We start from the raw sequence: 13,359 nt of genomic DNA on the forward strand, positions 1-13,359 counted from the left end.
ACTAGTAAAGGCTTTGTAACAAGCAGTCTATCAAATAAAAAAGAAAAGAACATGAGAGAAAGATTAAAATAAAATGAGAATTTCAATATCACTTACAATTGCTATTGATTTTTTTCAGCTAACTTTAATATGTTTTGAATAAACGGTGCTTTTGCCTTTGTATATGAAACACGATCAAAAGGATATGTAATAGCAAGCATCTCTTTTAATTCTCTATATTCTTTACATGCCCATTCATGGCTTTTTAGAAAGTCCCGAAATAAAATATTGTTTCTCCATTCTTCGCTATTATAATGATAAACATGCAAATGATGAGTACCAGCTCTCCATTTTCCCTTTCTAAAAAAGCGCCAATTCGTTGCTTCTTTTGGAACATACTCATATCCAATTTCCGATAGAATTTCAATCCAGTTTTCAGTAATTTGCAAGTCCGTTACGCCAATCATCATATCAATAAGAGGTTTAGCCCCTAACCCTTCTACTGCTGTGCTCCCTATATGTTCAACAGCAATTATTTCTTGTCCTAACAAAGAACAGAATTTCTCTTTTTCTTTTATATACTCTTCAACCCAGTCTTTTTGATACGATTTAATAACAATTTGTTGGTCCATTGTATTTACCCCTTTATAAGTATTCATCATTATATTTATAAAATTTCATATTATCAACATAGGATTTCCATAAACTATGTCGAATAGTGGAATGTACAACTTTATTATATTAAATGCGAGGTAAGCTATGAAAAATAACTCAGTCAAGATTCAGTTGAATAATGTAACATTCCAATTAAAAGAATATCATAATTTTGATTGGCTTATTAAATTAGGGACCGTATTTGCAGTTTTTGACCAGCAAGACTCAGGTAATATAAGTTTTGGTGTAGAAAAAGATGGTCATAAAAAATTTGTTAAATACGCAGGGGCACAAACAATTGCCTATGAAGGAACAACGGATCATGCTATTGAAAGGCTAAAAAATTCAGTTACTATCTATGAAGATTTAAAGCATAAATCGCTCATAAGATTAATTGATCATTTTCCAGTTCAATCTGGATATGTATTAATTTTCGATTGGTTTGATGGTGAATGTCTCCATTCGCATTGGAGTTTCCCACCTCCTGAGAAATATAAAAATCCAAACTCTCCATTTTATAAATTTAGACATTTATCTGCTATAGAACGAATTCGTTCCTTACATTACATTTTTTCTTTCCATACTCATGTAGAAAAGAAAAATTATGTAGCAATAGATTTTTATGACGGTAGTATTTTATATAATTTTAATACAAACGAAACAAAAATTTGCGATATAGATCTATACAGTAAGAAACCTTACATAAATAAAATGGGCCGGCTATGGGGTTCCTCCCGTTTTATGTCACCAGAGGAATTTGAACTACACGCTATAATTGATGAAAGAACAAATATATTTAATATGGGAGCAATGGCTTTCTCGCTTTTAGGTGGTGAAAAAGATCGTTCCTTTATAAAATGGGAAGCAAGTAAGGAATTATATGAGGTAGCGTATCGTGCTGTAAATGAAAATCGTGCAGAACGGTATGCATCAGTTACAGAATTCTACGAAGCGTGGTTAGAAGCGGCTCATGCAGAAAAGATATAACCCTAAATTAGTAAAAGAAATATAGAGTTTATACTGTTATCATGTATATTAAGAATGGTTTTATGAGCATTTCGTACTAGTGTGTTCTAATTGATTATGGCTATTATTGAGGAAGACATATCAGCGATAATTTATGTCTATTTTGTATAGGTGTTAGCAAGTTCGTTTGCAAACTTGTTAGCACTTTTTATATTTGTCTGCTTTCACAAGTACATTACACCTAGCTGCTAATTCTTCCAGTTTCTTATTTCTATATATTATGGCAATAAAAAAACAGAACATATGCTAATAGAGAAAAAATGCGAAAAAACACAATAAGCTGCCCATGTGGACAGCTTATTTACATAATTATTGTTATCAGCACTCATACCCAAAAATAAGTAATACATACACCAATTCTTATTTATTTTCATTTTTTATTAAGGCAGATAAAAATGAAAGTAAGGTGCGTGAAAAAATGGAGGAATTAAATCAAGTTTTAAACACTACTGAAAAAATTCAATTAGATAATGAAAATACTTCCGATGTACAACAATTATTAGATTGTTCTACTCCTTGTCAAAACGTTATAAATACTTCTGGGACAATTAGATTAACAGGTGGCACGAGTAATCCTTCATCAATTATTTTTCCAGAACCATTAACTGTTGGTGATACCTTTCCTGTAATTACAGATCCATATTATTTAAAATTTAATGTTGCTCAATGTGATGCACAAGCATCTGTAACTACTCCTTGTGGTGTTATAGAATGTAATGTTTCTGTATCTCAAATTTCTGTAATTGGAAATTTACCATTTTATTTTGAATTTCCGGCTCAATTTTGGCCATGTACGGGTCCAAGAACAGGATTTAGTGCATATTTAAATGATGTCGTACAATTAAATAATGTTCTTTGTTATAACTGTGATGGATCTTTACCTTTATTGTGTCAAAATGGACTTTCACAAGTAAATGGTACAGCAACTTTAGTAGGAATTCGTCGAGATAATTCTTATATATATTTTGATTTTGATGTAGAAATTATTTTACCTGGTTGTTAAAAAATAAAAAGGGGAATCCNNGGATTCCCCTTTTTATTTTTCTATAACTCTATTCATCTTTTTATACATTCCTATCCTGGCATGGGTTTTAAGGTTCTCGTTTGTTACTAGATTAGCCGAAAATTGTATAAAATTTTGTATACTCTTAGCGTGGGGGTTTTCAAAAATGCTGGCGATACCCCATCGCGAGCAACCTAAGATTTTTAATTACCCCCAAAACGAAAATTTTATACATCGTTGACTACTGATAACGATGACTCCTACTTCGTTATAAACTATGTAATCACATACGTCCTCTTCTTCTAAATAACGTTTATAAATAATACCTCTTCAAATGCTTCCTGCACGCCCGTTCCCTAATTGATTTAGAAACTGATCAATACGTAATGACATTTTCTCAAGCCACTCTTCTCGTTTGCTTTGTTGAATAGTTGCTAATACCAGCTTGTACAAAGATATTTCTCCAAGCTTTATTAACTTGATACTTCTCCACTTCTTTTGTGCGACGAGCAATTGCTTTTCTAATCTTTCTTTTCTTCAAACCTTTTATTCTCCCAACCTCGCTTTAAAAGGATTATGTTATTTAGTTTTATTTACGTGAATATATTCACAAGATTTACATATCCTCGAAATTTATGGTTATAATTGTAATATTTTTCTTTTGAATTTGTTACTTCCGTCATACAATAAAAGTTAAATTTCATATTTTTGGAATTTCACTTAGACACATTTTATTAATAGAGCAGGAGGAAAACACAATGAACAATCTTTACGATAAAAGACCTAATAGCACTTTAAATGTAATTATCGGTATTTTTCTAATTCTTATTGCTTACGTAGGTTTGGCTTATACTATGTTACCATTTAATTTTACATTTGTAGCCCTAGCTGGTGTCATAGCTCTATATTTGAACTATGGCATTTACGGCCTTAAGTCAGCGTTTAGTCCGCTCCAAAAAGGTGTAATTAAAATTATTTTAATTGGTTATATATGGTATACGGTGCAAAGTTCGCTTGTTGCAGCAGTAATCAAATTTGGTTTTAACTTTCCGGTCGCTAGTAACGCGGCAACTAACTTTTTTGTAGACAACACACCTGGTCAATTCATCTATAACGCTTTAAATATTTTATTTAGTTTAATTGGTGAGGAATGCCTCGTTTTAATTCCATCTATACTAGCAATTTACTTTTTGAAAAAACATGGAGTAAATGAGAGACGATCTATGATTATAGTTACAATTGTTGGAGCATTCTTTTTTGGTTTGGCACATTATTCTACATATAATGGTAACCTCGTTCAGATCTTCTTTATCATTGGTTTAGCTAGATTACCATTTAACTGGGTTGCATTTAAAGCTAATTCATTATGGGCCAGTTCTATCACACATATTTTATTTGATTTCACACCGTTCTTAACAGCGTTATCATTTTCTATCCTACGCTAAAATAACGATTAAGGAGCACTTTTGAAAAGTGCTCTTTTTCATATATAAATAACACTACAAAATTAAATTTTTATAAACTTCTAAAAAAACATATAAATATCTAAAATTCCGAACATAATGATCATTAAATGTGATAATATTATTATGAAGATATTTACCAACTAACTTTTTTGCCCTAGCCTTACGTACTAGGGCATATTTATTTTTTAGTGTGTAATACCTCTCTTATTTAAAATAGCGTTTTTGTTTAAAATAACAGCTCTAAATAAATTAGATACATTTACCAGTATGTTTACCACAACATTCATGTTAAAATCCCTTGTGAGTACGACATAACTCAACCTTATGAAGCCCTTATCGCGGGGCTTTTTTTATTTAAATTAACGCTTTTGTTCACTTTTTTGATACATTTACGAAACATTCATGTGTTATCTTCATTAAGTTTTTTTCTTTTTATAATGTCGTGTGAGGTATACCAACACAGGAAGCCCTAGCCCCCCTAATACTAGGGCTTATTTTTTTAATAAGGATTTTTTGCATTTTATTATTCCTAACATCCATTAAATTCGATATACATAATATCTTTGTGAACTATCACGTGTTTCAAATACAACATTTTTTGATGGCCTCTTATCTTTCCGTAAGAGGTCCTTTTTTCAGATATCTATTTTATTATGTTTTCTAACTTACAGTAATGTACTAAAAAAAAATTCATATATATTTATCAGATGCACTTTGGATACAAAAAAGCTACGTTTTATATAGAATAAAAAATTATCTTACGCAAAGGAGCTTGATTATTTGTGAATTACCAAAATGATAACAACTCTAATATTCACAAACCTTGCACTTGTCCATCCCCCACGGCTAACAGTTTAAATGTTGTTCAAACGACCCCAGCAATAGTTTCTGTAAATTCTGCGATCCCACTAGATACCGTGGTAAATTCTAATGGCACAGCAATCTCATTCACACCACCAACAACTGTTTTACTTGAAGGTGGCAGAACCTATTTGGCAATCTATGAAGTGCAAGTTATTATTCAGCCAGGAGGTAATTCGGCAGGTATCACTATGTATCTTAATAATAATCCAATCATTGGTTCAGGTACTTCTCTAGGATATACTGCAGGATTCACTTCTGTATCAGCACCCGCAATTTTCACTACACCCTCAGGTTTAACAAGTACTCTTACTGTTAATGTAGGACCATATTCTAATTCATTAAATACGTTGGGCTTAACTCTTGCTGTTGTAGCATTAACATAGTAAAATTTAATACTTTCTAAAATAAATTTCTTTGTCCTTTAACTACAGTTTGGGGTTAGCCTCTAAGAACTCACTATAACAACATATAGAAAAAATATTATCTGGATCAATCGTACTGGGTGACTCGGCTGACACAATTGCTGAGTCACCTATTTTTCTTTAATAAAATAACGCTTTTATTTAATTTTTAAAATGCAACCACATGTCCATTTCACTTTATTCTACTGTTGCATTTACTATTAGTACTACGAATTTTTCAGAGGTGAATTATAATGGACGAATCTTTATCCTCCACTGCATTTAATCCAGGTTCAATCGGCCCTACACTTCCACCTATGCAACCTTTTCAATTCCCTACAGGTCCCACTGGAGCAACGGGCGCTACTGGTATTACCGGACCCACTGGCAACACCGGACCTACTGGTATTACCGGGCCTACTGGCAACACCGGACCTACTGGTATTACCGGATCTACGGGAGATACTGGGCCACCTGGTATTGTTTCAGTTACATTTAACCAAAGTCATATTCCTACAACCAGTCCAACTAACCTCGTATTACCAGCTATTAGTGTAGGTGTTAATCAAATAGTAAAGTTAGAAGGAGTTTTCAGATCTGATTATGTTTCCCTAAGTCCCCTTACAGAATTTACTGTATCTTCAATTCTTGCTCTAAAAAGAGGCATATTTACTATTGCGGTTCAGATGGAACTTCAAGAAGATATTCAAAAACCAGTAAATGTTTCAACAAATTTAACACACAACGTTTCAATAGTCTGGATAGATGCCCCTCCCCCTGGCACTTATGTATACAGTCTATCTCTGAATGCCACGGGAATTGGTACATCAACTAACACTATTAGCGAAAGAAATATAACTGCTACAGTAATTAACATTTAAAGTTTAATTGCAAAGTTAATTTATTTCTTTTTTGAAATACACTTTAACCATCAATAGCCAATTGTTTTTAAGAAAGCCCCCTCTGACTAAATTTTATTAGGGGGGCTTAACAAAATGCAAATTTTGTCTTACTTCACATCGACACGGCTTTGACTAGCTTCTCTACTAAATCCATTAGGGTATCTTGTTGTTTAATTAGAAAATTATCTATTTTCTGACACCCTCAATTATGATTCACTATTTATAATATTAATTAAAAGATTAAACTTTCATCTTAAAGCTAAATCCTCCATTGCTTCACGTAAGTTTTCTGATTTTGGTTTTGTTATATATATAATCTGTTAATATGTTTTCTTGAATCTGTATTCCCTTGTTTAATAGAATGTCTGTTTTGGAAAGAAAACCAAAACTCATGTCTGTGCTCCCTTTAAAAATTTTCGTAACAGTACTTGGTTTAACTTCCCAATAATTTGCTAGTTTATTTTTCCTTATTCCAGATGCACATAACCTTTTTTCAATTTGATTTAGAGCTTTCCACATGTTTTGTCCCCCTCATTGGAACAAGACACACTTCCCTATCATGAAAACGCACCTTAATGATGAATTACATCTAAAAGCTGTGTTATATTAGCTGTATATGTTACGCATAGTCGTAACTGAGTTGCAGATATTAAGATATGCCTGGTTTTTTAGACACTCAAATAAATTATGCGATATTACATTTGATAGCTCGTACATATATACCTTTAGTAATTGCAAAGTCATTCATTCACATATTTTCATTATGTATTTAATTACTATAAATACATAATAAAAACCACTCAAATGAGTGGTTTTTATTATCAATTAATATAGATGTTCGAATAAGCACTCGTTAAGGAATAAGCTAAAAGAGCCTCACTTCTTCATTCTAGTTAGTTAACCACCTACTATTCTTTAAAATCTACTTATTTTTTCTTACATTCAATTAGAACTAAACAGAATTTGTTATTCTAAGCCGCCGTTAAAAAATTTATAAATGTGCCCCCATAAAAGCAATAGAGTTATGTAAAAAATGAATCCAAAAAACAATCCAAAAAGCAGATATTGTAACCTGAGCTTTTTCATTCTTTTTATGATATACCCAATAAGCATAGTTATAGAGAAATCCGATTATTGTAGTAACAACGATATAAGTGAGCCCAAATGAATGATTTAATCCAAATATAATCGATGCTATTAAGATAACAAGATAATCATAATCCCTAATAAAAGGAATAAAACTCAATATCCAGAATAAAAAAACCTGAAAAACTATTGTTTCATATATAGGTGCTGCAACTATTACTGCCAAAATTTGAAGAATAATAGGCTGTTCCATTATTGGGTTTTTTTCTATTTTAGGTAAGAATAAATCTAATGGCATAGCAACTAAAAATGAACCTAATAAAATCAGTAATATAAACCAAACTATAGGTAAATCAAACATAAATTTATTTATTTTTGCTAACATATGTTTTCTCTCCAACTACCCTCTTATGTTTGTAAGAGGATTATAAAGATACCTTCTTCCCTTTCCCTAATTAGTTTTATAAAATAAATCTATTTATAAAGATTATAAGTTACTAATTATTTTTTTAAAATATAAACTTTACTATTTTTAACAACAAATGAACACCTTGCCCTATAACTGAATTTATTTTTATATGGTAAAATATATCCATCGCTCATATGTCCAACTATGCAATTTTCAAAGTAGCTAAATTACAACTAGACTTATACAACATGATTCAAAACAAAATGAAGGAGTGTTTCAAGTGAAAGGACATATTCGAAAAAGAGGAAATAAGTACTTAGTGTTTTTCTGGTTAAAAGACAAAAAAAGAAGCAGTAAAAAATTTTGGTGAAAGTATCTTTGAATAGCTAATGTTTGCATTTTATAAAAAAAGCTAAATAAATCTTGTATGAACAAGGTTTATACACCTTAACACATGTTATCATGTATAATACATATGAAAAGGAAATTCAGAATAACGAGGCAAATATTATGGACTTTGTTTATATTAATCAAAACGTATTAAATAATCTTCTATACATTTTAAGTAGTATATTTGTTTTTTATTTCATATATGATAGCAGGCACTATTTGAAGAAATATAAAATACTACTGATTACCCTTTGTTCTAGTATCCCACTTATTTTATGTATGCGATACCCTATCTATATGGATGAAAGTTGTATTCATGATTTAAGACAAATTCCGGTCATAATAGGTACGCTTTATGGTGGATTCCCTGTCGGTATCATCTTGTTTACAATTTTATTAATTACAAGATTTTTATTTTATGGCTTTAACATGCTAACAGTCGTTGTTTACGGAATAATGTTCATCATTACAGCACTCGCATCTTCAAAATTTAATACATATAATAGAAAACTTAAAGTAGCTTTTTCTATGTTTTTAACCTTTTTCCTAGCAATATTTACAACTGTAATTGTATTAACTTTATCAAAGTTTGAAGTGAATAATTTGTATATTATTTATTTCATAATATTACCGACTACTTTAATGTTATTTATTGTTTATATAAATGAAGTTATAAAAGATGCAGTACTTATGCGCTCAAAATTAATTAAAATGGAAAAAATGGAGATCGTTAGCCAACTCGCTGCAAGTATATCGCACGAAGTAAGGAATCCCTTAACGGTCGTGAAAGGATTTACACAGCTTTTAAAAACACCAAATTTAACTCCCGAATCAAGAGACGAATATATTAAACATATACTTGAAGAGTTAAATCGCGCCCAAGAAATTATCGATGATTACTTAACGTTTGCCAAACCTGCTCCAGAAAAACTAGATCAAATTTCAGTAGAACAAGAGTTAAATCGAGTTATTAATATGATATTGCCATTATGTAATATGAATACGGTGCATATTACAAATGATTTTTCTAAGGCAACAATTGTTGGTAATAAACAGCACTTTCAGCAATGTTTTTTAAACTTAATAAAAAACAGTATTGAAGCAATGCCTAATGGCGGCACCTTAAATATTTCTTCATCTATCAATAATAGTAAAGTTGTAATACGAATTGAAGATAGCGGAGTTGGAATGTCACAGGAGCAAATAAATCGATTCGGTGAACCTTATTTTAGTACAAAAACGAAAGGAACCGGTTTAGGTACGATGGTCGCTGTTAAGATTATTGAGACGATGCATGGAACTTTAAAAATCCGAAGTATCGTTAGTAAAGGAACGACTTTAACGATTACATTCCCGAAATATAATAAGAACACACATGAAAACAAATAAAAAAGGAGCATAGTCGCTCCTTTTTTATTTGCTTCGATACACAAGTATCTTCTATATTTTTTCAGTTTACATTTGTGAAGACTAATTAAAAATTAGTATCCTCCGCCCCAGCAGCTGCATCCTACAATTATTAATAGAATGAATAACACAACTAATAAAGCGAAACCTCCACCAAAACCACAAGAACCACCGTAACTCATATTTTCTCCTCCTTTTGGTTTGAAAACTAATAGGTAGTTGATCATTTTAACTGGTTCGTATTATACATTATGTGTTTATCCCTTTTTTGAGCATGTCTACATAAAAATAAGTAAAAGCACTCAAGTAAGAGTGCTTTAAAATGGATACCAAAAATTTTGAAATACGTTTAATTTTAAATATACCGCAACAATGAATATGAAAAACCCGGCAAATAAAGCAATAAAATCTTCACGTTTCGCCTTACTTGTATAAAACCATGTACGTTTATCCCTCTTTCCAAATCCTCTTAAATCCATTGCATTTGAAACCGTATCTATTCTTTCTAGAGAATGAATGATTAGCGGCCAGAAAATTAAAACACGGTTCTTCATACGAATCCATAAACTTGCTTCTCCTTTTTCAAAAGCCACTCCTCTCGCTTCTTGCGCATGTTTAATAATTTTATACTCAGACTGAATGTCAGGAATGTAACGCAGTGCAATATTTATTGCATATGTAATCTTATAATGAATACCAAGTTTACTTAAGCTACTTACGAATTCGCTTGGATCTGTCGTGTAAATAAAAAGAAGTGTAAATGGTAATAACGTAAAATATTTTAATGAAAGTGTAGCTGCATAAAATAATGTTTCATATGTAATCGTTGCATATCCAACATGTAAAAACGAGGTATATGATTCAGTTAATTCAGATCCATGAGTTGGTGTAATAAATACAATCATGACAGAGTTTAATAAACTAAATGTAAATATGACACTAAAAACAATTAAAATTTTACGAAATGGAATTTTAGCAATTCCGAGTCCGATACACCCAATAATAAATAAAATCAGCAACACCCGAAAATCAAAAAACAAAAAAGTAAGCGTCATACAAAAAATAAATAAAAATAATTTCACTACCCCATCCATACGATGAAAATATGTACTATGCACCTTCCTCCCTCCTATTACTGTCTAGATAAAGCTCCATAAATTTTTCTGGGCATGGAATCCCACTAAATTTAACAAGCTCGGTTAAAGAACTCTCTCTTAGGTTGGCTCTTTGTAACGTTTCTTGATCACCTAATACATTAGACACTATATTATCCGCAATAATTCTCCCTTCATGTAGAACGACTGCACGGTCTGCATATTCTAACGCGAGATTCATATCGTGAGTGATAAAAATAAATGAGATTCCTTTATTAGCAAGTTTTCTAATAAACGACATAAATTGTTTATAATGATAATAATCTTGTCCAGCTGTCGGTTCATCTAATATGATAAGTTTTGGATTTGTTGTTAGTACAGATGCAATAGTTAGCCTCTTTTTTTGTCCGTAACTTAATGCCTGAATTGGCCAATTACGAAATGGATATAAACCACAAATTTTTAAAGTTTCTTCTACTCTATTCTTAATTTCTTCCTTAGAAAAATTATTTAATTTTAATGTAAATGAAACTTCTTCAAAAACAGTAGGCTGTGTAATCATATGATTTGGATTTTGCATCACATAAGATATGATTTCTCCACGTTTACGAATAGACCAAGAACTAATATTTTCACCTTCTAATAAGATTTCCACATTTTTTATTTTGTTTATGCCTATAAGACTATGAGCTAACGTTGATTTCCCTGCTCCATTATGCCCCAACAGTGCCATTATTTCTCCTTCGTATATTGAAAGATTTACATTTTCTAATACTTTTTGTTTATTAGGATATGAAAATGATAAATTCTCCACTTTAAGTAATTCCTTGTTTTTAGTATTACCTTTTAATATAACTTGTTTCTCCATCCACCCTTGTATAATATTGCTAACCTTTTCCTTTTGAAGGTTTTCCATTGGATATATTACGTCATTCTTACTATCAAAATATAATCTCTTTAATGCTTCGATATAAATAGGCTCTCTTAAGCCAATACGTGGTAATATATTTGACGCTAAAATTTCTTTTGGTGTTCCTACCGCAATGACTTTACCTTCATCAATTAATATAACTTTATCTAAATCCAGTTTTAAAATGTCTTCTATCCTATGTTCGATAATAACAATCGTTTTATTATATTGTTCATGTATATCTTTCATAAGTTCTATCGTATGTAAGGCACTTAGCGGATCTAAGTTTGCTAACGGTTCATCGAACAATAATATATCAGCATTTGTTGTTAACAGGCCTGCCAAAGAAACAGTCTGCTTTTGGCCTCCGGATAATTCATGCGGACTTTGTTTATGAAAAGTATGCATCTTTACCTTTTTTAATGAATCCGAAACAATCTTTTTCATGTCATCTTGATTTACACATTCATTTTCTAAATAAAAAGCTACATCCTCTTCTACTGTAAGACCAATAAATTGAGCATCTTGATCTTGCAAAATTGTTCCTACCTGTTTACTTTGTTCAAAAATACTGCCTTCCCTCGGGTCTTTACCGGCAATTAAAACGTTACCTGCACTAACCCCTTCATAAGAAAATGGGATTAGCCCATTGATACAATGAGCTAATGTCGACTTTCCTGAACCACTTCGTCCAGCAATTAGCACTTTTTCCCCAGGGTATATATGAAAGGTAATATCACTTAAAGTAGGCTGCGCAGCATGCCCATATTGAAAGGTGAATTGTTCAAACGAAATAATTGGTTGCATGTTAACATCCCTACTTTTCAATTTTTAAATGTGTATGTTTCTTATTGGATTTTGCCAAGCCAATTGTAAGAGGCAATCCAAGAACTAAGAATACGATAACATCGGAAATTGTTGCTCCTAATACTTGTATAACAATTTTGTCAAATGGTTCTCCCATCACAATAATATCGAATGCTCCAGCAAATATAATAGCAATAACAATACCAACTAACCCAGTAATTGCTAAATAAGAAATATCCCCCTTGCTAAACGATCCGTTTTTCACACTAAAGCCAACTCTTTTTTGAATAAGCCCCATTGAAAAACCAATAATCCCTGAACTAATAACCCAGCCCCACCAAATACCCCAGCCAGCGATCGTATCTGTTACGGTATGACCGATAAGTCCGATTAATAGTCCTGCCACTGGACCAAATAATGCTCCAAAAACTGTTAATATAGCTAATGCTGGTTTAATAAATGTATTCGGTGCAATAGAAAATCCCCAAAGTCCTAATATCCCATATAAGGCTGCTCCAATTCCGATTGCTACTACTAACTTTGTTGATAATTTGTTCATTACAATTCCCCTCTCATATTGGTCAACTTTTATTATTCTATATTTATTTTAAAAATGAATTATGCATCGACACTCCCTTTCTATACAACAAAAAATGACCTCTTATATAAGAGGTCATTTTCTTTCACGTTCAAGAATCCTCTTATCTTTCAAAAAACACATCGTGTCCTCTGCGGAATTAGCACCTTCCTATAAAATTGCATAGGGGTTGCTGAGGTTTCTTAGGGCCGTTCCCTCCACCTCTCTGGATAAGTATTAATTTGTAATTTGTATTATGGCACTAAGAAGTGTAAATTTCAATACTTTTCTTACTATTTTTATTTTTTGTTAAATAGTACATTTAAATCATTGTATTCTTATCGGAATTATGAAATAATATATTCAAAATCGTTTCGGGAGGAA

The 13,359-nt window shown here is 31.5% G+C and carries 13 protein-coding genes, 2 pseudogenes and 1 riboswitch; of the genes and pseudogenes, 6 read left to right on the forward strand and 9 right to left on the reverse strand.

Going from position 1 to position 13,359, the window contains the following annotated elements; translation table 11 throughout:
- Window positions 1-101: 101 nt before the first annotated feature.
- Window positions 102-611 carry a GrpB family protein gene (locus COK05_RS17970; RefSeq protein ID WP_098613668.1) on the reverse strand — a complete coding sequence of 170 codons (510 nt, stop codon included), beginning with the start codon at window positions 609-611 and terminating at the stop codon, window positions 102-104.
- 127 nt (window positions 612-738) lie between these two features.
- Between COK05_RS17970 and COK05_RS17975 the strand changes: the two genes are divergently transcribed.
- Both COK05_RS17975 and COK05_RS17980 read left to right on the forward strand, forming a co-directional pair.
- Window positions 739-1,620 carry a protein kinase domain-containing protein gene (locus COK05_RS17975; protein WP_098613669.1) on the forward strand — a complete coding sequence of 294 codons (882 nt, stop codon included), beginning with the start codon at window positions 739-741 and terminating at the stop codon, window positions 1,618-1,620.
- A gap of 457 nt (window positions 1,621-2,077) precedes the next feature.
- On the forward strand, window positions 2,078-2,662 hold the full coding sequence (locus COK05_RS17980; protein ID WP_098613670.1) for a hypothetical protein: 585 nt from the start codon (window positions 2,078-2,080) through the stop codon (window positions 2,660-2,662).
- Window positions 2,663-2,917: 255 nt separating this feature from the next.
- On the opposite strand, the pseudogene COK05_RS17985 reads toward COK05_RS17980, so the two are convergent.
- Window positions 2,918-3,097 (reverse strand): annotated as a pseudogene (locus COK05_RS17985) (ArpU family phage packaging/lysis transcriptional regulator); the annotation flags it as partial.
- Window positions 3,060-3,212: a DUF3983 domain-containing protein gene (locus COK05_RS17990; protein WP_098613671.1), complete on the reverse strand. Its 153-nt coding sequence runs from the start codon at window positions 3,210-3,212 to the stop codon at window positions 3,060-3,062. The pseudogene COK05_RS17985 and the gene COK05_RS17990, both read right to left, overlap by 38 nt.
- A gap of 208 nt (window positions 3,213-3,420) precedes the next feature.
- Between COK05_RS17990 and COK05_RS17995 the strand changes: the two genes are divergently transcribed.
- From COK05_RS17995 to COK05_RS18005, 3 genes are all read left to right on the forward strand, one after another.
- On the forward strand, window positions 3,421-4,107 hold the full coding sequence (locus COK05_RS17995) for a CPBP family glutamic-type intramembrane protease (protein WP_098613672.1): 687 nt from the start codon (window positions 3,421-3,423) through the stop codon (window positions 4,105-4,107).
- Window positions 4,108-4,910: 803 nt separating this feature from the next.
- Complete coding sequence (locus COK05_RS18000; protein ID WP_098613673.1) at window positions 4,911-5,375, forward strand: hypothetical protein; 465 nt, start codon at window positions 4,911-4,913, stop codon at window positions 5,373-5,375.
- 272 nt (window positions 5,376-5,647) lie between these two features.
- The gene (locus COK05_RS18005; protein ID WP_098613674.1) at window positions 5,648-6,274 is read left to right on the forward strand and encodes an exosporium leader peptide-containing protein; all 627 of its coding nucleotides are present in this window, start codon (window positions 5,648-5,650) and stop codon (window positions 6,272-6,274) included.
- A gap of 272 nt (window positions 6,275-6,546) precedes the next feature.
- Here the strand turns inward: COK05_RS18005 and COK05_RS18015 are convergent.
- Window positions 6,547-6,814 (reverse strand): annotated as a pseudogene (locus COK05_RS18015) (AimR family lysis-lysogeny pheromone receptor); the annotation flags it as partial.
- Between the two features lie 472 nt (window positions 6,815-7,286).
- A complete protein-coding gene (locus COK05_RS18020; RefSeq protein ID WP_098613675.1) occupies window positions 7,287-7,766 on the reverse strand; it encodes a CPBP family glutamic-type intramembrane protease in 480 nt (159 codons plus the stop codon).
- Between the two features lie 486 nt (window positions 7,767-8,252).
- Here COK05_RS18020 and COK05_RS18025 point away from each other — a divergent pair, with 486 nt between their 5' ends.
- On the forward strand, window positions 8,253-9,569 hold the full coding sequence (locus tag COK05_RS18025; protein ID WP_373605404.1) for a LytS/YhcK type 5TM receptor domain-containing protein: 1,317 nt from the start codon (window positions 8,253-8,255) through the stop codon (window positions 9,567-9,569).
- A gap of 92 nt (window positions 9,570-9,661) precedes the next feature.
- Here the strand turns inward: COK05_RS18025 and COK05_RS18030 are convergent, their stop codons facing one another.
- The 4 genes from COK05_RS18030 to COK05_RS18045 form a co-directional block, all read right to left on the reverse strand.
- Entirely contained in the window at window positions 9,662-9,769 is a 108-nt protein-coding gene (locus tag COK05_RS18030) for a YjcZ family sporulation protein (protein ID WP_000120182.1), read from the reverse strand.
- A 135-nt stretch (window positions 9,770-9,904) separates the two neighbouring features.
- A complete protein-coding gene (locus COK05_RS18035) occupies window positions 9,905-10,705 on the reverse strand; it encodes an energy-coupling factor transporter transmembrane component T family protein (protein ID WP_098613677.1) in 801 nt (266 codons plus the stop codon).
- The gene (locus COK05_RS18040; RefSeq protein ID WP_098613678.1) at window positions 10,698-12,398 is read right to left on the reverse strand and encodes an ABC transporter ATP-binding protein; all 1,701 of its coding nucleotides are present in this window, start codon (window positions 12,396-12,398) and stop codon (window positions 10,698-10,700) included. Before COK05_RS18040 ends, COK05_RS18035 begins: the two co-directional genes overlap by 8 nt.
- Window positions 12,399-12,408: 10 nt before the next feature.
- Entirely contained in the window at window positions 12,409-12,957 is a 549-nt protein-coding gene (locus tag COK05_RS18045; RefSeq protein WP_098613679.1) for an ECF-type riboflavin transporter substrate-binding protein, read from the reverse strand.
- Between the two features lie 139 nt (window positions 12,958-13,096).
- A riboswitch (SAM riboswitch) is annotated at window positions 13,097-13,212 on the reverse strand.
- Window positions 13,213-13,359 lie beyond the last annotated feature (147 nt).

It is taken from the genome of Bacillus cereus (genome assembly GCF_002567495.1).
In the GTDB taxonomy this organism is placed as follows: Bacteria; Bacillota; Bacilli; order Bacillales; family Bacillaceae_G; genus Bacillus_A; species Bacillus_A cereus_AQ.